Annotated in this window: 18 protein-coding genes; 11 read left to right on the forward strand and 7 right to left on the reverse strand. The window is 71.3% G+C overall.

Going from position 1 to position 22,292, the window contains the following annotated elements; all coding sequences use genetic code 11:
- Positions 1-99: 99 nt before the first annotated feature.
- The gene (locus tag RR3_RS13100) at positions 100-612 is read right to left on the reverse strand and encodes a 2-isopropylmalate synthase (protein ID WP_010592556.1); all 513 of its coding nucleotides are present in this window, start codon (positions 610-612) and stop codon (positions 100-102) included.
- A gap of 365 nt (positions 613-977) precedes the next feature.
- Between RR3_RS13100 and RR3_RS13105 the strand changes: the two genes are divergently transcribed.
- Positions 978-1,538, forward strand: coding sequence for a GNAT family N-acetyltransferase (locus RR3_RS13105; RefSeq protein ID WP_010592557.1), 561 nt, complete (start codon positions 978-980; stop codon positions 1,536-1,538).
- Between the two features lie 42 nt (positions 1,539-1,580).
- Here RR3_RS13105 and zapE read toward each other — a convergent pair whose 3' ends face one another.
- Positions 1,581-2,597 carry a cell division protein ZapE gene (gene zapE, locus RR3_RS13110; protein ID WP_010592558.1) on the reverse strand — a complete coding sequence of 339 codons (1,017 nt, stop codon included), beginning with the start codon at positions 2,595-2,597 and terminating at the stop codon, positions 1,581-1,583.
- A 153-nt stretch (positions 2,598-2,750) separates the two neighbouring features.
- Here zapE and RR3_RS13115 point away from each other — a divergent pair, with 153 nt between their 5' ends.
- Genes RR3_RS13115 through msrB form a run of 3 tightly spaced genes read left to right on the forward strand, consistent with a single transcriptional unit; the run spans position 2,751 to position 6,100 of the window.
- Positions 2,751-4,307: an alpha/beta hydrolase gene (locus RR3_RS13115; protein WP_169833346.1), complete on the forward strand. Its 1,557-nt coding sequence runs from the start codon at positions 2,751-2,753 to the stop codon at positions 4,305-4,307.
- A 46-nt stretch (positions 4,308-4,353) separates the two neighbouring features.
- The gene (locus RR3_RS13120; protein WP_010592560.1) at positions 4,354-5,661 is read left to right on the forward strand and encodes a glycosyltransferase family 87 protein; all 1,308 of its coding nucleotides are present in this window, start codon (positions 4,354-4,356) and stop codon (positions 5,659-5,661) included.
- A gap of 10 nt (positions 5,662-5,671) precedes the next feature.
- Positions 5,672-6,100, forward strand: coding sequence for a peptide-methionine (R)-S-oxide reductase MsrB (gene msrB / locus RR3_RS13125; protein ID WP_026137914.1), 429 nt, complete (start codon positions 5,672-5,674; stop codon positions 6,098-6,100).
- Here msrB and RR3_RS13130 read toward each other — a convergent pair.
- Positions 6,063-6,788, reverse strand: a complete 726-nt coding sequence (locus tag RR3_RS13130) for an HAD family hydrolase (RefSeq protein WP_010592562.1) — start codon at positions 6,786-6,788, stop codon at positions 6,063-6,065. The two genes, msrB and RR3_RS13130, sit on opposite strands and share 38 nt — an antisense overlap.
- Positions 6,789-6,854: 66 nt before the next feature.
- On the opposite strand from RR3_RS13130, the gene RR3_RS13135 reads away from it, so the two are divergent.
- Positions 6,855-7,817, forward strand: coding sequence for an L-lactate dehydrogenase (locus RR3_RS13135; protein ID WP_026137915.1), 963 nt, complete (start codon positions 6,855-6,857; stop codon positions 7,815-7,817).
- Between the two features lie 104 nt (positions 7,818-7,921).
- On the opposite strand, the gene RR3_RS13140 is transcribed toward RR3_RS13135, so the two are convergent.
- From RR3_RS13140 to hemE, 4 genes are all read right to left on the reverse strand, one after another.
- Positions 7,922-10,237, reverse strand: a complete 2,316-nt coding sequence (locus tag RR3_RS13140; RefSeq protein ID WP_040271159.1) for a molybdopterin-dependent oxidoreductase — start codon at positions 10,235-10,237, stop codon at positions 7,922-7,924.
- Positions 10,238-10,338: 101 nt separating this feature from the next.
- Positions 10,339-11,034 (reverse strand): hydrogen peroxide-dependent heme synthase, encoded by a 696-nt coding sequence (gene hemQ / locus RR3_RS13145; protein WP_010592565.1) that lies wholly within the window; start codon positions 11,032-11,034, stop codon positions 10,339-10,341.
- A gap of 5 nt (positions 11,035-11,039) precedes the next feature.
- Positions 11,040-12,398 (reverse strand): protoporphyrinogen oxidase, encoded by a 1,359-nt coding sequence (locus RR3_RS13150; protein ID WP_064066509.1) that lies wholly within the window; start codon positions 12,396-12,398, stop codon positions 11,040-11,042.
- Positions 12,395-13,492: a uroporphyrinogen decarboxylase gene (gene hemE / locus RR3_RS13155; protein ID WP_010592567.1), complete on the reverse strand. Its 1,098-nt coding sequence runs from the start codon at positions 13,490-13,492 to the stop codon at positions 12,395-12,397. The genes RR3_RS13150 and hemE overlap by 4 nt, the downstream gene beginning before the upstream one ends.
- A gap of 116 nt (positions 13,493-13,608) precedes the next feature.
- On the opposite strand from hemE, the gene RR3_RS13160 reads away from it, so the two are divergent.
- The 6 genes from RR3_RS13160 to RR3_RS13185 all read left to right on the forward strand — a co-directional run bounded on the left by RR3_RS13160 (position 13,609) and on the right by RR3_RS13185 (position 22,196).
- Complete coding sequence (locus RR3_RS13160; RefSeq protein ID WP_017681358.1) at positions 13,609-14,184, forward strand: DUF3000 domain-containing protein; 576 nt, start codon at positions 13,609-13,611, stop codon at positions 14,182-14,184.
- A gap of 105 nt (positions 14,185-14,289) precedes the next feature.
- The gene (locus tag RR3_RS13165) at positions 14,290-15,702 is read left to right on the forward strand and encodes a WS/DGAT/MGAT family O-acyltransferase (protein ID WP_017681359.1); all 1,413 of its coding nucleotides are present in this window, start codon (positions 14,290-14,292) and stop codon (positions 15,700-15,702) included.
- 106 nt (positions 15,703-15,808) lie between these two features.
- Positions 15,809-17,185 (forward strand): WS/DGAT/MGAT family O-acyltransferase, encoded by a 1,377-nt coding sequence (locus RR3_RS13170; RefSeq protein ID WP_017681360.1) that lies wholly within the window; start codon positions 15,809-15,811, stop codon positions 17,183-17,185.
- Between the two features lie 100 nt (positions 17,186-17,285).
- Positions 17,286-18,524, forward strand: coding sequence for an HRDC domain-containing protein (locus tag RR3_RS13175; RefSeq protein WP_010592571.1), 1,239 nt, complete (start codon positions 17,286-17,288; stop codon positions 18,522-18,524).
- A gap of 355 nt (positions 18,525-18,879) precedes the next feature.
- Positions 18,880-20,088, forward strand: a complete 1,209-nt coding sequence (locus RR3_RS13180; protein WP_010592572.1) for a thiolase family protein — start codon at positions 18,880-18,882, stop codon at positions 20,086-20,088.
- Positions 20,089-20,090: 2 nt separating this feature from the next.
- Positions 20,091-22,196 (forward strand): 3-hydroxyacyl-CoA dehydrogenase NAD-binding domain-containing protein, encoded by a 2,106-nt coding sequence (locus tag RR3_RS13185; protein ID WP_064066486.1) that lies wholly within the window; start codon positions 20,091-20,093, stop codon positions 22,194-22,196.
- Positions 22,197-22,292 lie beyond the last annotated feature (96 nt).

Genomic DNA, 22,292 nt, shown 5'->3' on the forward strand with positions numbered 1-22,292 from the left:
GGTGTGCCACCCGGACGAGGTCGCCGGTACCGGTCGCCCACACCACTCGACGACGAAGGCCCTCCCGGTCGGGAGGGCCTTCGTCGTGTCACCGCTCCCTCAGCGGGAAGCGTGCAGCCGGTTGGCTCCCGCGATCATCGCGCGCAGTGCCGATTCGGTTCCGGTCGCCGCGGCACCCATGCTCCAGAGCCGGCGCCCGTCCGCCTCGCACAGCAGGAATGTCGTGTGGGTGTCGCCGAGGTCGAACTGGTGGAACGAGAGAATCTCGAGCGGCATCCCGAGGGTGTGCATCATGACGGTCATGGCGGACACCGGACCGGTGGCCGTCGCCGCCGCCGTGTGGATGGTCTCTCCCACGCCGAAAGTGGCCTCGAAGTTCCGCCGACCGGCGCACGGAGCCCCGGCCGACCAGCCACCGAGACGGACCGGCCCGTGCGGTGCATAGGTCGCGGTGAACTCGGTCCAGCTCGTGCCGAGCGCCTCGGCACGCAACTCGCGCGGCAGGGATCGTCCGTAGCGGGCGGCGAACGGATCGATCGGCGCCGAGTATGCGGTCTCCGCGTCGCCGGCGGCGTAGGAGGTGCGGGGAGCGGTGGAGGTGAAGGCGTTCATCGTAGGAGGTCTTCCGCGTGAAGGGAGGACCGACAGGTAGCTCGACGACCCGCAGCGAGGGGTCGGTCCGAATCAGACCCCGCTACGGCGGTGAACTACGAGTACGCGCTTCATGAGAGCCCACAGTAGAGCGTTGCCCGGCGGAAGGCAACCACCCGGACGGCCGGCCCGTGACCCAACCGTGACCACCCCGGTTGGAACCTGAGGGATTCCTCATGTATTGTCGGAGATGCCATCCCCCCGATGGTAATGAACCCCAGCCATGACCCCCCATCCAAGGCTGGGGTTCAGCCATTTCCGGACGTCGAACGGATACCTGCCCCGACCGTCGGCGCGGTGCCCCGCCGAGTGATCTACTGGTTCCCATGTCCACTCCGTCACTCGAGGAATCGACCGCGAACGTCTCCGTCGAGCAGGCCGGCATCTGGGATGCCGAGACCATCGCCGATGTCGCAGCCACCACGTTCCCCCTGGCCTGCCCGGCCGACGCCTCCCAGGAGGACATCGCCGCGTTCATCGACGACACCCTCTCGGCGGAACGGTTCAGCGAGTACCTCACCGACCCGACCCGCATCGTGCTCAAGGCGACCGTCGGCGGCGAGATCGTGGGCTACCTCATGGCCGTCGATGCCGAACCGACGGACCCGGAAGTCCGTGAAGCCGTGACCGCGCTGCCCACCACCGAGATCAGCAAGCTCTACGTGCTGCCGGGCAAGCACGGCACCGGAGTGGCGGCGGCCCTGATGGCTGCCGTCGTCGAGCATGCCCGGGCAGCCGGCTGCCGGGGGCTGTGGCTGGGGGTCAACCAGCAGAACTCTCGGGCCCGGCGGTTCTACGCCAAGAACGAGTTCGAGGTCGTGGGAACGCGCACGTTCCAGGTCGGCTCGCAGACCCATCACGACTACGTCATGCAACGCACCCTGTGACGCGCGGACCCCGCCTGCGGCGGGGGCAGCCGGGAACCCGACTCAGCTGGCGGCGGTCTCGAACCGCGACAGCGCCAACAGGCGCGAGGTCGCACGCAGGTACTTCTTGCGGTAGCCGCCGGCGAGCATCTCGTCGGTGAAGATCTCGTCCAGCTTCGCGCCGGCGACGGTCACCGGAATGCTCGCGTCGTAGAGCCGGTCGGCGAGCACCACCAGACGCAGCGCCACGGACTGGTCGTGGGCGGCATGAACCCCGTTGAGGAAGACGGCCGCGACGCCCTCGACGAGCTTGCCGTACCGGGACGGATGCAGCGTGCTCAGGTGCGCGCACAGCTCGTCGAAGTCGTCGAGGGTGGCGCCGGGGACCGCATCGGCGCGATCGAGCAGCTCCTCGGAGCTGATCGGGTCCGGGGCCGGCGGCAGGTCGCGATGGCGGTAGTCGGGACCGTCCACGCGGATGGTCTCGAAGATCGAGGCGAGCTTCTTGATCTCGCGCAGGAAGTCCTGCGCCGCGAATCGCCCCTCTCCCAGCTGCCCGGGCAGGGTGTTGGACGTGGCGACGATGGACACGCCCCGCGCCGAGAGTTCGGTCAGCAGGCGGGAGACCAGCATCGTGTCGCCCGGGTCGTCGAGCTCGAACTCGTCGATGCACAGCACGCTGTGGCCGGACAGCTCCTCGACGGCCTTGTTGAAGCCGAGAGCGCCGACGACGTGGGTCAGCTCCACGAAGGTGCCGAACGCCTTCGGCGACGGCGCCGCGTGGAAGATCGAGGCCAGCAGGTGGGTCTTGCCGACGCCGAAGCCGCCGTCGAGGTAGAGACCGGCGCCGGTGGACGGCGCCTTCCGTCCGAACAGGCCGCGCCGGCCGCCACCCCGGATCTTCGCGATCTTGTGGGCGAACTCCTCCGCCGTCGCGACAGCGGTCGCCTGGCTCGGCTCGTTCGGATCGGGGATGTAGGACGCGAAGCTCACGTCGTCGAACATCGCGGGCGGAACCATCTGGGCCACCAGTTGGTCGGACGGCACCACGGGATTGCGATCGACGAGACGTTCGTGCATTTCTCCAGGGTAGGGCCGTCGCTCGAGGCGACCGGTACACCCGGGGCAGATTGCGACCTACTTCACACCACGTACACCTGATCGTCACATCCGGCGGATCGGACGATCCGGTCACGTGCGCGGGCCCGCGCACCGACCTGGCAGGCTGTGCGCATGCGCAGAACCCGTGTGCTCACCGTGGGCATCGTCGTGCTCGGAACGATGACCGCCGCGTGCGGGGCGGGCCCTTCGGTACGCCCCGACGTCGCGGTAGTGCAGGAGGCGGACGGCCGGGCCACTCCCACCGGCGAGGATCCGGCCCTCGCCCCGGAGCTACCGGTGCCGGCCCGGGACCTGGACTGGCGCGACTGCACCGCCGACACCCTCGCCGCCCAGCAGCTGCCGCCGGGACCCACCGGTCTCGTCCTCGAATGCGCCCAGCTTCCCGCTGCGATCGACGCCACAGGCACCGTGCCGGGTTCGTTTCCGCTCGACGTGCTGCGCGCCCGGCTGGCACAGACTCCCACCGATGCGGCCCCGCTCGTCATGACGACGGGCGCGGACATGCCCTCCTCGGGGGCGCTGGCCGCACTGTCGACCGGCTCGCTCGCCGAACTCGTGGCCTCCCGGCCGATCATCGCGGTGGATCGGCGCGGCCTCGGCGCCTCCCAGCCGATCGAGTGCATCTTCGGAGCGGACCGGCGCGCCCTGGCCGACCACGGACAGTTCGGCCGCACCGGCGACGGTCCGGAGCGGGTCGCCGAACTCGGGCGGCAGGCCACCATCGCATGCACCGACTACCTGCAGCCGCAGGAACTGCTGTTCGACGCCGCCCACGCCGCCGACGATCTCGAGCAGCTGCGAACCACGTGGGGCGTCGATCGGATCGGCGTGCTCGGCATCGGCAACGGCGCCACGGTCGCCCTCGCCTACGCGTCGAAGTACCCGACCACCCTCGGCCGCCTCGTCCTCGACTCCCCCGCCGCCGCGACGGCCGACGCCGAACTGCTGGCCGAGAGCCGGGTGCGCGGCGCGGAGTCGGCGGTCGACGCGTTCGCCCGCCAGTGCGTCGCGCTGGCGTGCTCGCTGGGGCCGGACCCGCGGGCCGCGCTCGAGGACCTGCACGCCCGCGCCGCGACCGGCGCTCTTGCACCGCTCTCGTCGAACGCCCTGCTCACCGCGGTGACGTGGTTTCTGGGAACCCCCCGCAGCGACGCGCAGGCCCGGGTCCGCGAGCTGTCCGACGCTCTGTCCGCCGCCGGTGCGGGAGACGTGACGCCGATGCTCGAACTCGTCGGCGCCGCCGAGGCCGTGCTGTCGTCCGACGGGCAGTTCGTCTCCCGCTGCAGCGACGGTCAGCGATGGCCCACGACGGCCCGGGCCACCGAGCTGCAGCGAACGTGGTCGGCGAACTACCCCCTGTTCGGCGGCGACAGCGCGGTCGGTCTCACCGCGTGCAGCGCCTGGCCGAGCATGCCGACACCGCCGCTGCCGCCGGAGGTGCGCGTACCCGTGCTGGTGACGACGGGTGCCGCCGATCCGCTCGTCGGCAGCGCGGGCCTCGAGTCGGTCACCGGCGCCCTCACCGCCGTCTCGGCCCGGTGGGCGGCGCTGTCCTGGCAGGGTGCCGGATACTCCGCGGTCCTGCACTCCGGCTGCGTCCAGGCACGCCTGGCGGCCTACCTCGACACCGGTGCCCTGCCGCCGAACGGCAGCCTGTGCCCGGCGTGAATCAGCGTGCGCCGCGTCCCGGGCCCGGCGCCGTCGGGTGGGGACGGTGGGCGGCCGCTCCCGGCTCTCGGTGTACCGTGCCGTAGTGTTCCTCAGCCGCCTCGAGCCCCGCACCGCCCGCACCACCGCGGAGGTGGTCAAGTGCGTGGTGTGGCCGTTGGCCGTGCTCACGGTGCTGCACCGTGTGGTGGTCAAAGCCGTCAACGGATTCCGCACCGACGACTTCACTCCCGTCTACAACGCGGCCCTGGCGTTTCTCAACCGCCGGCCGGTGTACACGGCGAACTTCGAGTGGGTGGACCCGCACTATCTGTACCCCCCGTCCGGGACGTTGCTGATCTCCCCGATCGCGGTAATCGACCCCGAACGCTCCCGGTGGCTGTTCATCATCGCCAACGCGATCGCGATCATCGTGGCGCTGTACCTGCTGCTGCGAATGTTCGGCTACGGTCTCGACTCGGTGCTCGCCCCGATCCTCCTGTTGGCGGCGTTCAGTTCCGAGACGGTGACGAACACCCTGGTCTTCACCAACATCAACGGCCTCGTCCTGCTCGGCGAGGTCGCCTTCCTGACGCTGTTGCTGAGCCGGCGCGATCTGTGGGCGGGCGTCGCGATCGGGTTGACGTTCGCGGTCAAACCGATCCTCGCGCCCCTGCTGCTGATTCCGTTCGTGCGCCGGCAGTGGAAGGTGTTCGCCACTGCCGCGGCGGTGCCGCTCGGCCTGACGCTCGTCGCGTGGCCGCTCTCGGTGGACGCCTGGGCGTTCGTCGAGCGCACCACGCCGTACCTGTTCGAGGCACGCGACTACTTCAACAGCGCCATCGTCGGCAACGGCATGTACTACGGCCTGCCGGCGTGGCTGATCCTCGGGCTGCGCGTCGTCCTGGGCCTCATGGTCGTCGTCTCGCTGTGGCTGCTGTACCGGTACTGCCGCCACGACGAGCTCTTCTTCGTCGGCACGAGCACGGGGGTGTTGCTCACCGCGTCGTTCCTGCTCGGTTCGCTCGGCCAGATGTACTACTCGATGATGCTGTTCCCGTTGCTGATGACGGTCGTGTTGCCCAATTCGGTGATGCGGAACTGGCCGGCCTGGCTGGCGGTCTACGGCTTCATGAGCTACGACAGCTGGCTGTCGGGGCGGTGGCCGGAGGCCGGGCGCGCCGCCGAGTACATGAAGACGACGTTCGGGTGGTCGCTGCTGCTCATCGTGATCTTCGCCGTGCTGCTCGACCGCTATCTGGCCGCCCGGCGGGAGGGCCGGCTGGCGGACGGCATCGAACCGTCGTTCCTGTTGCCGGCACACGAGCCCGCACCGCAGGGCGAGCTCGTGGCGACGAACCGCGGTGACGGCTAGCGTGGAGTTCATGGCTGACGCTGTCCCGACCGAACCCGCGCCGAAGGTATCCCGCAGCGACGACGAATGGCGCGCCCGCCTCACCGCCGCGGAGTACGCGGTGCTGCGGCAGGCCGGCACCGAGCGGCCCTTCGTCGGCGAATACACCGACACGGAGACCGAGGGTGTGTACGAGTGCCGCGCCTGCGGAGCCGAACTGTTCCGCAGCACCGAGAAGTTCCATTCGCACTGCGGGTGGCCCTCGTTCTTCGACCCGGCGTCGAGTGACGCGGTGATCCTGCGCTCCGACACGTCCCTCGGCATGCGCCGGGTGGAGGTACTGTGCGCGTCCTGCCACAGCCATCTCGGGCACGTGTTCGAGGGCGAGGGGTACCCGACTCCGACGGATCAGCGGTACTGCATCAACTCGATCTCCCTGCGCCTGGTTCCGAGGGACTGAGGCCCGCCGCGAACAACGCGCGCCACAGTCCGCGGCGACGCTCGGCGGTGGGCAGCGGCTCGACGAGGGCGAAGGAGCAGCCGATGCGGCGGGCCGCACCGTCGGCTTCCTCACTGTCGCCCACCATCAGGGTGCGCTCCGGGGACACCCCGAGCGCCGCGGTCGCGTGCCGGAAGATCTCCGGCTCCGGTTTGACCGCGCCGACTTCGAAGGAAAGCACGAACTCCGACACCAGATCGTCGATACCGAGCGCCGCGAACGCCGGCCGGATGTCGAAGGCGATGTTGCTCAGCACGGCCACCGCGAGGCCCTCGCCGGCGAGCGCCTCGATCACCGGCACCGTGTCCGGGTAGACCGTCCAGCAGCGCGGATCGGTCAGCTTGGTGTACAGGCCGAGGGCCTGCCCCTCGTCGGCGACTCCGGAACGGCGCAGCACCGTCAGGTATGCGTCCCGGTGCCAGCGGGGGTCGCGGTCGCGGTTGATCCAGGCGTGATGCTCGGCGGCGTCCATCTCGACGGGCTGACCGGTGGGGGCGGTCATCCGGCGCATCAGCTCGGCCTGCCGGTGCACGTCGAAGGGCTCGCCCCGCTCGTCGGTGAGGTCGGCCAGCCAGGATTCGTCCTCCTCGAGCCGGAACAACGTGCCGGAGAAGTCGAACAGCACGGCGTCGAACGGTTGAACGTTCATGATGCGAAGGCTAACGGCTGCACCGTCGGGGTGCGGATCGAGCGCGGAGCGACGACGATCGAATCCATGTCGACGACCCGTGCGTCCAAGTCCAAGGTTTCGATCGTCGGCGCCGGCAGCGTCGGCACCGCCGTCGCCTACGCATGCCTGATCCGGGGCTCGGCGGATTCGCTGGCCCTGTTCGATCCGAACACCGACAAGGTGCGGGCCGAGGTGCTCGACCTGAACCACGGCACCCAGTTCGCCCCCGCGTGCCGCATCGACGGCGCCGACGACCTCGCCGTCACCGCCGGCTCCGATCTGATCGTCGTGACGGCGGGCGCCAAGCAGAAGCCGGGCCAGTCACGGCTCGAGCTGGCGGCAGCGAACGTGCGCATCGTCCGGGAACTCACACCGGCGCTGCTCGCGCTCTCCCCCGAGGCGGTGGTGCTGTTCGTCAGCAACCCGGTCGACGTGGTGACGTATGCGGCGATCCGCGCAACGGACGCCCCCGACGGGCAGATCCTCGGGTCCGGCACGGTCCTCGACTCGGGACGGTTGCGCTTCCTCGTCGCGCAGCACGTCGGCGTCGCGGTGGAGAACGTGCACGCCCTCATCGTCGGCGAGCACGGCGATTCGGAGATCACCCTGTGGTCGAGCGCGACGGTGGGTGGGGTTCCGGCCACCGAGTACCGCGACGAGCACGGAGCGGCGGTGTTCGACGCCGCGGTCCGCGAGCAGATCTCCACCCGGGTGATGCGCAGCGCGTACGAGATCATCCAGGGCAAAGGCGCCACCAACCTGGCCATCGGCCTGTCCACCGCCCGCATCGTGGAGGCGGTGCTGCGGGATCAGCACCGGGTGCTGCCGGTCTCGACGCTGCAGCGCGGCGTGCACGGGATCGAAGGGGTGTGCCTGTCGCTGCCGACGATCGTCGACGGCCGCGGCGCCGGCCGGGTACTCGAGATCCCCCTCTCGCCCGACGAGGCCGCCGGGTTGCGGGCGTCGGCGCAGACGTTGCGGGAGGTGCAGCGCTCGCTGGGGTTGTGACCGCCGGGCCCGGCTCCGACCGACGCATCGTCCATCTCCCGGGTAGCGACGGATACCGTCGCTCGGCCCGCAGGTACCCGGGTGGCTCGGGCAGGTACCCCGCCTCAGCGGGTGCGGATCACCGGCGGGTCGTAGGCGCGGATCGGCGGCAGGTCCCCGTCGAAGCGTTCGATCTGCACGAGCGCGTGCTGGCCCGTGCAGCCGCGGGCCAGACTCGAGGTGCCCACGTCGGCGGTGAGCACGTTGGGATTTCCGTGCACACACATCGAGCCGGGATCGGCCGGATCGAGCGGGTCGTACCAGGCGCCGGTGGCCAGCTGCACCACCCCGGGCATCAGGCCGTCGTCGAGGACGGCGCCGGCCAGGCATGCGCCGCGGTCGTTGAACACCCGCACGACGTCGCCGCCCGCCACACCGCGGGCGGCCGCATCGGCCGGATGCATGCGGATCGGTTCGCGCCCGCGGATCTTCGAGGCCTGACTGACGCCGCCGTGGTCGAGCTGGCTGTGCAGGCGGGTCTTGGGCTGGTTCGCGATCAGGTGCAGCGGGTAGTGCTGCGCGCGGGGGCCGCCGAGCCACTCCTCCGGCTCGAACCACGCAGGGTGCCCGGCGCAGTCGTCGTAGCCGAAGCCGTCGATGTCGGCGGAGAAGATCTCGATGCGCCCACTCGGGGTACGCAGGGGGTTGCGCTGGGGGTCGGCGCGGAACTCCTCGAACAGTGTCAGCTCGTCCTCGGTGCGCATCCGCACGTGTCCGCGCACCCAGAACTCGTCGAACTCCGGAGGGGATTCGACGCGGGCGTCGTCGGCGAGGACGAATCCGCGCCACTGCTCGTACAGGTGCTCGAGCCACTGCCGCGCCGTGCGGCCCTCGGTGAACCGGTCCCCGAAGCCGAGACGGTGCGCGAGCGCCGAGAACGTGTCGTAGTCGTCGCGGGCGGCGGCGAATCGCGGGGCGGCGGCGTGCATCGCGACCAGCAGCGGGTCGTTGCGGGTGCAGCTGAGATCCTCGCGTTCGAGGGATGTGGTGGACGGCACGACGATGTCGGCGTGCTTGGCCGTCGGCGTCCAGTACGGGTCGTGCACGACGATCGTGTCCGGGCGGGCCAGGGCGCGGCGCAGCCGACCCAGGTCCTGATGGTGGTGGAACGGGTTGCCGCCGGCCCAGTACACGAGCCGGATGTCGGGGTACGTCAGGCGCCGGCCGTCGAAGTCGTACTCCTGGCCCGGCCGCAGCAGCAGGTCGGAGATCGCGGCCACGGGAATCAGGTCACCGACCGGATTGTCGCCCTGGAACAGGGTCGGGAGCGGGTACGGGACGGGCGCGATGCCGGGTTCGTTCATCGAGCCGTAGCCGTGACCGAACCCGCCGCCGGGCAGCCCGATCTGGCCGAGCATCGCGGCGAGGGTCACCCCCGCCCACGGGGCCTGCTCGCCGTACCGGACCCGCTGCAGCGACCAGGTGACGGTGATCAGGGTGCGGCCGGCGGCCATGCGCCGGGCCAGCGCGGCGAGGGTCTCGGCGGACAGCCCGGACAGGGCGGCCGCCCACTGCGGTGTCTTGGCGACGCCGTCGGTGCGGCCGAGCAGATAGTCCTCGAACTTGTCGTAGCCGACGCAGTAGCGGTCGAGGAAGTCGCGGTCGGCGAGGCCCTCGGTGGCGAGCACGTAGGCGAGGGCGAGCATGATCGCGACGTCCGTCCCGGGTCGCGGCGCGAGGCGTTCGGCGGCGCCGTGCAGATCGTCGTGCAGGGGGCTGACGGACACGACCGTCCCGCCGCGGGCGCGCAGAGCGTCGAGCGCCCCCCGCGTGGGATGGTTGCTGGTGCCGCCGTCGTTGACGGCCGTGTTCTTGAGCGGCACCCCGCCGAAACACACCATCAGGTCGGTGTCGCGGGCGATGACGTCCCAGTTCGTCGCACGGGCGAACAGCTTCCAGTGCGTGCCGACCACGCGCGGCATGATCACGCCGGTCGCACCGAGCGAATAGCTGTGCACCGAGCGGGTGTAGCCGCCGAGCATCTTCAGGAAGCGATGCACCTGACTCTGCGCGTGGTGGAACCGGCCCGGCGACGACCACCCGTACGAACCGCCGAAGATCGCCCGGTTGCCGTGCGCGTCGATCACGCGCTGCAGCTCGCCGGCCAGCAGTTCGGTCAGCTCGTCCCAGGACACCGCGACGAATTCGTCGTCGCCGCGGCGATCGCTCGGCCCCGGTCCGTGCTCGAGCCAGCCCCGGCGCACCGCCGGTCCCGCGACCCGCGAGCGGTGCCGCACCGAGCCGACGGCATTGTCGAGAAACGGTGACGGATCGGCGTCGCCGCGGAAGGGATGCACGGCGCTGACATCGCCCTCGTGCGTCTCGACCTCGAACATCCCCCAGTGCGCCATGTGCTGGTACCGCACGGGCCGAGAACTCATGGTGCACAGTCTGCCAGGGGGTGCACCGCGTCCTTCCGGCGAGCCGACGGCGCCCCCGGAGTCCGCGCAAGGGCGGCGTCTCCGGGGGGTGACGGCGGGCGTCAGGGCAGCGCGGTGATCAGCGTCTCGAGGTCGACGCGCGGTCCGGTGAAGAACGGGGTCTCCTCCCGGACGTGCATGCGGGCCTCGGTGGCACGCAGGTCGCGCATGAGGTCGACGATGCGATCGAGTTCGGGGGCTTCGAATGCGAGGATCCACTCGTAGTCGCCGAGGGCGAACGCGGGCACGGTGTTGGCCCGCACGTCCGGGTAGCCGCGCGCGGCCTTGCCGTGGTCGGCGAGCATCTGGCGGCGTTCGGCGTCGGGGAGCAGGTACCACTCGTACGACCGCACGAACGGGTAGACGCAGACGTAGTTGCCGGGTTCCTCACCGGCGATGAAGGCGGGCAGGTGGCTCTTGTTGAACTCGGCCGGCCGGTGCAGGCACACGTTCGACCACACCGGGGTGGTGGTGCGGCCGAGGACGGTGGTCCGGCGGAAATCGGCGTAGAGCTTCTGCAGGTCTTCGAGTCGCTCGGCGTGCGTCCAGATCATGAAGTCGGCGTCGGCGCGCACCCCGGCGACGTCGTAGATGCCGCGCACGACCAGATCGGTGCCGTCGTAGGCCGCGAAGAACTTCTGGGCGTCCTCGATCGCCGCGGAGCGGTCGTCGCCGAGGGCACCGGGCTGGACCCGGAACACCGAGAACATCGCGTAGCGCAGGGTGGAATTGAGCTTGTCGTAGTCGAGACGTGCCATACCGCTCATCCTGCCACTCGGGTTGCCAGGCGCGTCGCGGCCGTCGTGCCTGATGCGACACATGCCGGCACACCCACGCCGTGGAGCATCGCGCCGGCGACCTCGAGGCCGTCGACGGCGGCGACCGCGTCCTCGAGCGCCGCGACGATGTCGAGGTGCCCGGCCCGGTACTGCGGCAGGCCCCCGTGCCAGCGCTGGACGAACGCGGCCACGGGCTCGTCGGTGACACCGGTGACGGTGGCGAGGTCGATGCGCGCGCGGGCGATCAGCTCGTCGTCGGGGGCGTCGACGATCGCGGCCTCGCCGTAGCGGCCGAACGATGCGCGGGCCAGCGCGACGTCGCGCCCGGCCAGGTGGGGCCACTTGCGGCTCGACAGGGTGAACGCCTTGGCGGACAAATCCTCGCCGGTGGCCACGAGGATCCCCGAGTTCTGCGGCAGTGCGGCACCGTCCGGCAGTGCCAGCGCGACCACCGCCGACGATGCGAGCGGGATCCGGGCCGCCTGGGCGGCTGCCGCCGGGACGGCGTCGGCGAGCAGTTCGGCGGCGCGGTCGGCGGGCACCGCGAGGACGACGCCGTCCACGGGCCCGATCGGGTCGAGGTCCCAGCGGCCGCCGCTGCGGCGCAGTCCGCTCGCGGTGACGTGCCGGATCTCGGCGTCGGCCGCCTTCTCGAGCGCGTCGAGCAACGTGCCGTAGCCGTCGCGCAGGGTGCCGAACACGGGTGTGTCCGAGGGCTCGGGCAGGGCTCGGACGACCGCCTCGCTCAGGCTCGGGGCCCCCGCGTCGAGGGCTGCGGCCAGAGCCGGCAGGGTGGCCCGCACGCCTGCGGTGTCCGAGAGCCCGGAGTAGACGCCGCCGAGGAGGGGGTCGACGGAGCGGCGCACCACCTGCTCGCCGAACCGGGCGGTCACCAGGTCGGCCACCGAGACGTCGCGGGTGCGGTCCCAGTGCAGCGGAACGGTGGGCTCGGCGGCGATTCGCGCAAGGGTCTCGGTGTCGACGAGACCGGTGAGCGCCCCGGCGTCGGCGGGGATCCCCATCAGGGTGCCGCCGGGCAGCGGGTGCAGCGCGGCGCCGGCGTAGATCAGCGGCCGGGCCCCGGACGGGTGGACGATCCGGTCGCTCAGGCCCAGCTCCGCGAGCAGCGCCGGGACCTCGGGGCGGCGACCGATGAACGCTTCCGCTCCCACGTCGACCGGATCGCCGGCGAGCGGCACCGTGTGCAGCTTTCCGCCGAGCCGATCGGCGCCCTCGAGCAGGACGATCCGGGCGTGCGCGCCGAGCAGGCGACGGAGCCGGTACGCCGCGACGAGCCCGGTGATGCCGCCCCCGACGACGGCGAGGCTCGGCGTACCGCTCACAACGAGTGCACCAGGTCGACGACCGCGGTGAGGACGTCCGGGTCGGTGTCCGGGAGGACACCGTGCCCGAGGTTGAAGATGTGCCCGGTGGCTCCCGCGGCGCGGGCGCGGTCCCCCTCGGCGACGATGCGCCGCACCTCTGCCTGGACGACGTCGGGTCCGGCGAACAGGATCGCGGGATCGAGGTTGCCCTGCAAGGCCTTTCCGGCCCCCACCCGGGTGGCGGCGACGTCCAGCGGCACCCGCCAGTCCACGCCGACCACGTCGGCGCCGGCCTCACCCATCGCGCCGAGCAGCTCGCCGGTGCCGACGCCGAAGTGGATGCGCGGCACGCCGGCGGACTCGACCTCGGCGAACACCCGTTCCGAGTGGGGCAGCACGAACTCGCGGTAGTCGGCCAGCGACAGCGCGCCCGCCCACGAGTCGAACAGCTGGACCGCGTCGACGCCGGCGTGCAGCTGGGCCTGCAGGAACGCGATCGTGATGTCGGCGAGCCGCCCCAGGAGGGCGTGCCACGTGCGCGGCTCGGCGTGCATGAGGGCCTTGGTGCGCTCGTGGTTGCGGCTGGGACCGCCCTCGACGAGGTAGGAGGCGAGGGTGAACGGCGCCCCGGCGAAACCGATGAGCGGGACGTCGCCGAGCTCGCGGGTGAGCAGCCCGACCGCCCGTGCGACGGCACCGACCTCGTCGTGCTCGAGGATCGGCAGCTTCGCCACGTCCGCCGCGGTGCGCACGGGGTCGGCGATCACCGGTCCGGTCCCGGCCACGATGTCGAGGTCGATCCCCGCGGCCTTGAGCGGAACTACGATGTCCGAGAACAGGATCGCAGCATCGACGCGATGACGGCGCACCGGCTGCAGGGTGATCTCGCACACCAGCTCGGGATCGAAGCAGGACTCGAGCATGCCGATGTTCGCCCGGATCTCCCGGTACTCGGGAAGCGAGCGACCGGCCTGTCGCATGAACCACACGGGCCGGTGTGCCGGCTCGAGTCCCCGCGCGGCGGCGAGCAGGGGCGCCTGCGGGAGCTGGCGCCGCGTCGGGTACTCCACACGCGGGGTGGAGCCGACGTTCGTGTTCTCCAGGCCGGTCATCGATCCTCGTTCGTCCAGGGGCACGGGTCGCCGCCCATGCTGCCACGTCCGGCCACCCCTCCGGAATCGGCGCGCCTCCCGCGTGGCCCCGGTCACCCGGTCTAACGTCCGCAGTCGTGACCACCTCGCCCGCCGAGCCGGCTCAGTTCCGCGCGGCCATCGACTCGATGAACGCGGCCACCGTGCGGCCGGAAATCGAGGTGGGTCCGATCCGGCCGCCGCAGCGGCTGGCTCCGTACAGCTACGCGCTGGGCGCGGAGGTGCTTCATCCGGACACCGATCTGGTGCCCGAGCAGTCGGAGGGCGACGCGTTCGGCAGGCTGATCCTGCTGCACGATCCGGACGGCGACGAGGCCTGGAACGGCACCATGCGGCTCGTCGCCTACATCCAGGCGGACGTGGACGCCTCGCTGGCTGCCGATCCCCTGCTTCCGGAGGTGGCCTGGAGCTGGCTGGTCGATGCCCTCGACGCGCACGGCGAGCCGCTGACGGCGCTCGGCGGCACCGTGACGTCGACGAGTTCGGTGCGCTTCGGTGACATCGCCGGCCCGGCCCGAGCGCATCAGCTCGAGCTGCGGGCCTCGTGGACCGCGCAGTCCGGTGAACTCGGCCCGCACGTGGAGGCGTTCTGCGAGGTGCTCGCGTACGCGGCGGGCCTGCCCCCGGCGGGCGTGACGCAGCTTCAGCCCTGAATCGTCGGCACGGAATCGTCGGCACGGAATCGTCGCCGCCGGCGCCCGGGTTCCCGACGGGCCGGAACGGGTGTACGGGGCACGTCGCGGTCCTATGATCGAGGCATGCGGCGGCTCAGCGGGCTCGACGCCGCGCTTCTCTACACCGACACACCCGGGCAGCCGGTACAGATCGGTGGCCTCGCCCTGCTCGACGTCTCCACCGTGCCGGGGGGCTACTCCTTCGAACGGCTGGGATCCGACCTGGCGGCGCGGGTCGCGGCAGTGCCGCTGCTGCGCCGGCGAGTGGTCGATTCCCGGTTCAATCCCGGCCACCCCGCGTGGGTGGACGACCCGGGTTTCGACGTCGGCCGGCATCTGCGCCGGTTCACCGTGCCACCGCCGGGTACCGCCGCCGAACTGGCGGTGCTCTGCGGGCAGCGCTTCGCGCAGCGGTTCGACCGGTCCGGGCCACTGTGGGAGACCGCGGTGTTCGAGGGGCTGGCCGACGGCTCGGTCGCGGTGCTGACACGCATCCACCACGCCGTGGTGGACGGCCTCGCCGGAGCGACCCTGCTGGCGCAGTTGTGTGACCTCGAACCGGGGGCGCCGCCCCCGCAACCCGAGTCGCCCGGCGTCGGCGGGGGCAACCGCCTGAGCGTCGCCGCGGGCGGCATCGCCGATCTCGCCGCGCGTCCGCTGCACCTGGCCCGGGCGGTACGGTCCAGCGCGGCGCTGGTGCCCGGTTGGGTGGGCCGGGCCCGGCGGGGCGAGGCGATGGCGGTTCCGCTCACGGCCCCGCGGACGTCGTTCAACCGCCGCGTGACCGGCCGCCGCAACGTCGCATTCGTGACGCTGGATTTCACGGCCGTGAAGGCGGTCAAGCGGGCGTTCGGCGTCACCGTCAACGACGTCGTGCTCGCGCTGTGTTCCTCGGTTCTGCGCCGGTATCTCGCCGCCCGCCGTGAGCTGCCGGCCTCTCCCCTGTTGGCGGCCGTCCCGGTCTCGGTGCACGGACGCGCCCGGGGCGACGCCGGCAACCAGATCTCGGTACTGATCGGGCGGCTGCACACCGAGATCGCCGACCCGGTGGTGCGGCTGCATGCCGTGGCGGCGGACCAGACCGCGGCGAAGGCGCATCAGGCCACGTTCGACCCGGATCTGCTCGGCAGCTGGGGCCAGGTGACCCCGGGAGCGGCGTTCGGTGCGGTGCTGCGGCTGTATTCGGCGCTGCGACTGCCCGACGTGCTCCCCGTGCTCAACAACCTCGTCGTCTCCGATATCCCCGGGCCGAAGGACACGCTGTACTACCTGGGCGCGCGGATCACCGCGCTCTACCCGTTCGGGCCGATCTACCACGGCGCAGGCCTGAACATCACCGTCCTGTCGCTCGACGGCGGCCTGCACTTCGGTCTGCAGTCGTGCCCGGACCTGCTACCGGACCTGTGGCAGCTGGCCGGCGGTTTCCCGGCCGCGCTCGCGGAGCTGGCCGACCGGCTTCCCGGCACGCCGCCGGCCCCGCTCGCCACGCCGGGCTGACTGCCGCCGCGGCTGCGGACACCCGGAGAACGCCGGCCGGGGTGGGTTCGCGCACGTGGAGCGATCGTTCCCGTGCAGATTCTAGAACTCGTTCTACCATGAGGGCATGCATCGACTCAGCGGCCTCGACGCCGGATTCCTGTACCTCGAGACGCCGACGCAGCTGCTGCACGTGTGCGGACTGATCGTCCTCGACCCGACCACGATTCCGGACGGATACCGCTTCGAGACGCTCCGCGCCGGACTCGCCGCCCGCCTTCCGGCCGTACCGTTGTTCCGGCAGAAGATCGCCGACAGCCCGTTCAATCTCGACCATCCGGTGTGGGTGGACGATCCGGACTTCGACCTCGACCGGCACCTGCACCGGGTCGCGGTCCCGGCGCCCGGGCGCCGGGAGGAACTCGCGGAACTGTGCGGGCACATCGCTGCGCAGCCGCTCGACCGCTCCCGGCCCCTGTGGGAGATGACCGTGATCGAGGGTCTCGAGGACGGGTCGGTCGCCGTCATGACGAAGATCCACCACGCGGGCGCGGACGGCGTCACCGGCGCCGAACTCGTGGCACAGCTGTGCAGTCTCGAACCCGATGCACCGCGGCCCGATCCGGTCGCCGACGGTGCCGGCGGGGGGTCGGCGCTCGAGATCGCCCTCGGCGGCCTGTTCAACGTCGCCACCCGCCCCTTGGGTCTGGTGCGGGCGCTGCCCAAGACCGTGGAACTGCTGCCCCGATGGATCACCCGGGCCCGCAGGGGCGAGGCCATGCCGGCGCCGTTCACCGCTCCGCGCACGTCCTTCAACGGCACCATCACCGGTCACCGCAGTGTCGGGTTCACGCGATTCGACCTGGACCGGGTCAAGGCGGTGAAGGACGCGCACGGCGTGAAGGTCAACGACGTCGTCATGGCGGTGTGCGCCGGGGCGCTGCGCCGCTACCTCACCGAGCGCGACGAACTTCCCGACCCCCCACTGATCGGCATGGTCCCGGTGTCGGTGCGCGGCACGTCGGACCGGCCCGGGCGCAATCAGGTCTCGCCGATGTTCGCGAGCCTGCACACCCACATCACGGATCCGATCGAGCGACTGCACGCGATCGCCGATGCGAACGCGTGCGCCAAAGAACACAATTCGGCACTGGGTGCGAGCCTGCTGCAGGACTGGACGCAGTTCATGGCACCGGCGGTGTTCGGCACCGCGATGCGCATGTACGCGTCGCTGCGGCTGGCGGAACGCCACCCCGTCGTGCACAACCTGGTGGTGTCGAACGTGCCGGGTCCCGCCGTGCCCCTGTACTTTCTCGGCGCACGGATCCGGGGCATGTATCCGCTGGGGCCGATCTTCCACGGTGTCGGACTCAACGTCACCGTGATGTCGCTGGACGGCGCGCTCGATGTGGGCGTACTCGCGTGCCCCGAACTGGTTCCCGACCTCTGGTCGCTCGTCGACGGTTTCCCCGCGGCGCTCGAGGAACTCGAAACGAGCCGATGATCCGCCCTGTGCCTTTCGTCACGCCGGGAATCGACGTGGGGACCGCGCGGTTGACCGGGTCGACGCCCCCGTTTCCGCCACCCGGATAGAGTCACGAAGCATGTCGGTAGCCAACGAGCACGAGCCCGCGCGGGCAGCGGTCCCGTTGCTGACCCCGCGGGACGGGGTCCCCGAGGTCGTCACCACGGCTGCCGGAGTGGCCGCGGCCGCGGAAGCACTCGCCGCGGGCCGGGGACCACTCGCCGTCGACGCGGAACGCGCCTCGGGTTTCCGGTACTCCGCGCGGGCCTACCTGGTGCAACTGCGACGGGCCGGCGCCGGCACGGTACTGCTCGACCCGATCCCGACGGCCGGGGCGCTCGCCCCGCTCGCCTCGGCGATCAACGATCTCGAGTGGGTGCTGCACTCCGCCGACCAGGACCTGCCCGGCCTCGACGAGCTGGGGCTGCGACCTGCGGTGCTCTACGACACCGAGCTGGCCGGACGGCTGGCCGGCTTCGATCGAGTGGGGCTGGCCGCCATCGTCGAACGCACCCTCGGTTTCGAACTGCGCAAGGGGCACGGGGCTGCGGACTGGTCCACCCGGCCGCTTCCCGACGCCTGGCTGAACTACGCGGCACTCGATGTCGAGATCCTCGTCGAGCTCCGGGACGCGATGGCGGACGAGCTCGAGCGGCAGGGCAAGTCGGAGTGGGCCGCGCAGGAGTTCGAGCACATCCGTCGCGCCGGGCCCCCCGCCCCCAAACCCGACCGCTGGCGCCGCACCTCCCGGATCCACACCCTCAAGGATTCGCGGCGGCTCGCGATCGTGCGCGAGTTGTGGACTGCGCGAGACGAACTCGCGGCGCGGCGCGATATCGCACCCGGACGGGTACTGCCGGACTCGGCGATCGTCGCCGCCGCGGAGGCCGCGCCCCGCACGGTCGAGGAACTGCGCGCCCTGCCGGTGTTCGGAGGCCCCCGTCAGCGCCGGTCGTCGCGGATATGGCTGGGCGCGATCGAGCGGGCCCGGGCACTGCCGAAATCGGACCTGCCCCCCGTCACGCAGCCGTTCACCGGCCCGCCGCCGGCCAACCGCTGGGCCCGGCACGACCCCGAAGCCGCGGCGCGGCTCACCGCGGCCCGGTCCGCGCTCGCCGAGCTGAGCGAGCAGGTGCAGGTGCCGGTGGAGAATCTGGTCGGCCCCGAAATGGTGCGCCGGCTGTGCTGGGAGTGGCAGGTGCCGGCGGATGCGGACGTGGTCGCGTACATCGAGGAACGGTTCGCCGCCGACGGGGCACGGCCCTGGCAGCGGGAACTGACGGTGCCGCGGCTGGCGAAGGCGCTGTCCGCGGACTGACCCCCCGGATCCCCTCCTTCGCGACGGTCGAGCTCGGCGCGCCGCGATCGTCACCGTCCGCCTCGTGCCCGAGCGCGCGCTCGCCGGTGCCCCCGAGCGCGCTCGCGCCGGTGCTGCAGCCGTCCGAAGCCGGCGACGAGAACTGCCACGGGCAGGATCGCCGGTCACGACCGTCCACGGCCGTCGGCCGCGCCGCCGGAACGGCAGCCCGCGGCGCACCCCTCCCGCCACCCCGGACACGGGTGGTAAGTTACCGGTCGGTAACACGCCGGCGTCCGGGCTCCCGTCGCCGGATGTTCCCGGAACCCTGGCCTCGCCCACGGCGGCGAGCATCGCTCCATCGGGAGGAATACGCGTGGCGTCAACCACCACAACTCAACGCACTGTCGTCTTCGTCGACGGCGTACGCACCCCGTTCGGGAAGGCGGGCCCGAAGGGCATCTACGCGGAGACCCGCGCCGACGACCTCGTCGTCAAGACCATCAGGGAACTGCTGCGCCGCAACCCTCAGCTCGACCCCGCGCGCATCGACGAGGTCGCCGTCGCCGCAACCACCCAGACCGGCGATCAGGGCCTGACCATCGGCCGCACCTCCGCGATCCTCGCCGGCCTGCCCGAGACCGTGCCGGGCTTCGCGATCGACCGGATGTGCGCGGGCGCGATGACCGCGGTCACCACCACCGCCTCCGGGATCGGCTTCGGCCAGTACGACGTCGTCGTCGCCGGCGGCGTCGAGCACATGGGCCGCCACCCGATGGGCGAGGGCGCCGATCCGAATCCCCGCTTCCTCGCCGACAAGCTCGTCGATCCCAGCGCCCTGGTGATGGGCAACACCGCGGAGAACCTGCACGACCGCTTCCCCGGCATCACCAAGGCCCGTACCGACGCCTACGCCGTCGCCAGCCAGAACAAGTACGACGCCGCGAAGAAGGCCGGCCACCTCGCCGACACCCTCGTACCCGTCGCGACGCGGTCCGCGAGCGGATGGGGCCTGGCCACCGAGGACGAGCCGCCGCGTCCGGGCACCACGCTCGAGGATCTCGCGACGCTCAAGACCCCGTTCCGTCCCGCCGGCCGCATCACCGCCGGCAACGCCGCCGGCCTCAACGACGGCGCGACGGCCTGCATCCTCGCCGGCGAGGACACCGCCCGCGAACTCGGCCTGCAGATCGGGATGCGCATGGTCGGGTTCGCCTTCCAGGGTGTCGATCCGGCCGTGATGGGCATCGGCCCGGTGCCGGCGACCGAGAAGGTCCTGGCCCGCACCGGTCTGACCATCGACGACATCGGTCTGTTCGAGATCAACGAAGCCTTCGCCGTGCAGGTCCTCGCCTTCCTCGAGCACTTCGGCATCGACGACGACGACCCGCGAGTCAACCAGTGGGGCGGTGCCATCGCCTGCGGCCACCCGCTCGCCTCGTCCGGCGTGCGTCTGATGACCCAGCTCTCCCGGCAGTTCGCGCAGCACCCCGAGGTGCGTTACGGCCTGACCACGATGTGCATCGGCCTCGGCATGGGCGGCACCGTGATCTGGGAGAACCCCAACTTCGAGGGAGACAAGTAGTCATGAGCGAGCTTTCGTCCCTGTTCGCCGACGAGGTCGTCACGAACGCCTACACCAAGATCCTCCGGGTGCCCGGCATCGACGGTCCCGTCGCGCTGATCACGCTGGACAACGGGTTCGACCACACCAAGCCGAACTCGTTCGGCCCTGCCGGCCTCGCCGCATTCGACGCCGCGCTCGACGAGGCGTTCGCCGCCGATCCTGCCGCCGTCGCCGTCACCGGCAAGCCGTTCATCTTTGCCGCGGGTGCCGATCTCAAGGGCGTGCCCGCGATCACCACCCGCGAGCAGGGCATCGAACTCGGCCGGCTCGGCCACCGGGTCTTCCGGCGGCTGCGCGAGTCGGCCGTCCCGACCTTCGCGTTCGTCAACGGGCTCGCGCTCGGCGGCGGCCTCGAGGTCGGGCTGCACTGCCACTACCGCACCTACGCCGACAACGTGCCCGCGCTCGGTCTGCCCGAGACCATGCTCGGCCTGGTTCCCGGCTGGGGCGGCACGCAGCTGCTGCCGAATCTGATCGGACCCGACGCGGCCGTCACCCTGATCCTCCAGAACCCGCTCGACAACGGCAAAGTGATCCGTGCGAAGCAGGCCGAGCAGATCGGCCTCGCCGACGCGGTGTTCGGATCGGCGGATTTCCTCGAGCAGTCCTTGGCCTGGGCCGCGAAGGTACTCGCAGGGCAGATCACCCCCGCCCGCCCCGAGATCGACCGCGGCGCAGGCTGGGACAGCGCCCTCGAGCGGGCGAAGGCGCTCGTCGCGGCGAAGACTCGCGGCTTCGCGCCCGCCCCCGCCCGGGCGATCGAGCTGCTCGATCTCGCCCGCAACACCGACATCGGTGACCCGCAGTCGCTGTCGGCCGGCTTCGCCGCCGAGGACGAGGCGCTGGCGGACCTGCTCATGTCCGACGAACTGCGAGCCGGACTGTACGCGTTCGACCTGGTCAACAAGCGCGCCAAACGTCCCGCGGGGGCCCCGGACAAGTCACTGGCCCGCAAGGTCACCGGCGTCGGCATCGTCGGCGCGGGCCTGATGGCCAGCCAGCTGGCGCTGCTGTTCGTCCGGCAGCTGAAGGTGCCGGTGATCCTCACCGACATCGACCAGGAGCGCATCGACAAGGGCGTCGGCTACGTCCATACCGAGATCGACAAGCTGCAGGGCAAGGGCCGGCTCTCGCCCGACGCGGCGAACCGCCTCAAGGCGCTGGTGTCCGGCTCGCTGGACAAGGCCGCGTTCGCGGACACCGACTTCGTCATCGAGGCCGTGTTCGAGAACATGGACGTCAAGAAGCAGGTGTTCGCCGATCTCGAGCAGCATCTCTCGCCCGAGACGATTCTCGCGACCAACACCTCGTCGCTGTCGATCACGGAGATGGCTGCGGATCTGAAGCACCCCGAGCGCGTAGTCGGCTTCCACTTCTTCAACCCCGTCGCCGTGCTCCCGTTGCTCGAGATCATCAAGGGCGCGCAGACGGACGACGCGACCCTGGCCACGGCCTTCGCCACCGCCAGGGCACTGAAGAAGTCGGCCGTACTGTGCGCGGACAAGCCGGGATTCGTGTTCAACCGCCTCGTCACCCGCACCCTCGGCGAGGTCATGACCGCCGTGGATGAGGGCACCCCGTTCGAGGTGGCGGACAACGCCGTCGGCGCGCTCGGCATGCCCATGAGCCCGTTCACCCTGCTCGCGCTCGTCGGCCCGGCCGTCGCGCTGCACACCGGCGAGACCCTGCAGGCCGCCTACCCCGAGCGCTTCGTCTCCTCCCCGGGCCTCGAGGCACTCGTCGAGGCCCGCAAGCCCGGCGTGTGGACGTACGTCGACGGCAAGCAGGTCGTCGACCCGGACGTCGCCGCGCTCTGGCCGCAGGGCGACAGGCCCTCCACCGCCGAGGAGGTGCTCGAGCGGACCCGCCGCGCGTTCGCGGAGGAGATCCGGATCATGCTCGAGGAGGGCGTCGTCGCCGCCCCCGAGGACATCGACCTGTGCCTGATCCTCGGTGGCGGCTTCGGATTCTGGAACGGGGGCATCACCCCGTACCTGGATCGCACCGGCACCTCGGAGGCCGTCAACGGCGCACGCTTCCTCGCACCGGGAGTGGCGAGCGTCTGACGTCCGGTTGCTCGTCGGGGCGGCCCGCGGTCCGCGCACTCCGCTGCGGACCGCGGGCCGCCCTCGGTGCATATCGCCCCGGCCACGGTGCCCGCC

This window comes from Rhodococcus ruber NBRC 15591 (assembly GCF_001894945.1).
GTDB classification, from domain to species: Bacteria; Actinomycetota; Actinomycetes; order Mycobacteriales; family Mycobacteriaceae; genus Rhodococcus; species Rhodococcus ruber.

What these genes read in the sequence shown, in the direction of transcription:
- RR3_RS13100 (WP_010592556.1), bottom strand. Translation starts at nt 612, where the DNA reads ATGAACGCCTTCACCTCCACCGCTCCCCGCACCTCCTACGCCGCCGGC.
- RR3_RS13105 (WP_010592557.1), top strand. Translation starts at nt 978, where the DNA reads ATGTCCACTCCGTCACTCGAGGAATCGACCGCGAACGTCTCCGTCGAG.
- zapE (WP_010592558.1), bottom strand. Translation starts at nt 2,597, where the DNA reads ATGCACGAACGTCTCGTCGATCGCAATCCCGTGGTGCCGTCCGACCAA.
- RR3_RS13115 (WP_169833346.1), top strand. Translation starts at nt 2,751, where the DNA reads ATGCGCAGAACCCGTGTGCTCACCGTGGGCATCGTCGTGCTCGGAACG.
- msrB (WP_026137914.1), top strand. Translation starts at nt 5,672, where the DNA reads ATGGCTGACGCTGTCCCGACCGAACCCGCGCCGAAGGTATCCCGCAGC.
- RR3_RS13130 (WP_010592562.1), bottom strand. Translation starts at nt 6,788, where the DNA reads ATGAACGTTCAACCGTTCGACGCCGTGCTGTTCGACTTCTCCGGCACG.
- RR3_RS13135 (WP_026137915.1), top strand. Translation starts at nt 6,855, where the DNA reads ATGTCGACGACCCGTGCGTCCAAGTCCAAGGTTTCGATCGTCGGCGCC.
- RR3_RS13140 (WP_040271159.1), bottom strand. Translation starts at nt 10,237, where the DNA reads ATGAGTTCTCGGCCCGTGCGGTACCAGCACATGGCGCACTGGGGGATG.
- hemQ (WP_010592565.1), bottom strand. Translation starts at nt 11,034, where the DNA reads ATGGCACGTCTCGACTACGACAAGCTCAATTCCACCCTGCGCTACGCG.
- hemE (WP_010592567.1), bottom strand. Translation starts at nt 13,492, where the DNA reads ATGACCGGCCTGGAGAACACGAACGTCGGCTCCACCCCGCGTGTGGAG.
- RR3_RS13165 (WP_017681359.1), top strand. Translation starts at nt 14,290, where the DNA reads ATGCGGCGGCTCAGCGGGCTCGACGCCGCGCTTCTCTACACCGACACA.
- RR3_RS13170 (WP_017681360.1), top strand. Translation starts at nt 15,809, where the DNA reads ATGCATCGACTCAGCGGCCTCGACGCCGGATTCCTGTACCTCGAGACG.
- RR3_RS13175 (WP_010592571.1), top strand. Translation starts at nt 17,286, where the DNA reads ATGTCGGTAGCCAACGAGCACGAGCCCGCGCGGGCAGCGGTCCCGTTG.
- RR3_RS13185 (WP_064066486.1), top strand. Translation starts at nt 20,091, where the DNA reads ATGAGCGAGCTTTCGTCCCTGTTCGCCGACGAGGTCGTCACGAACGCC.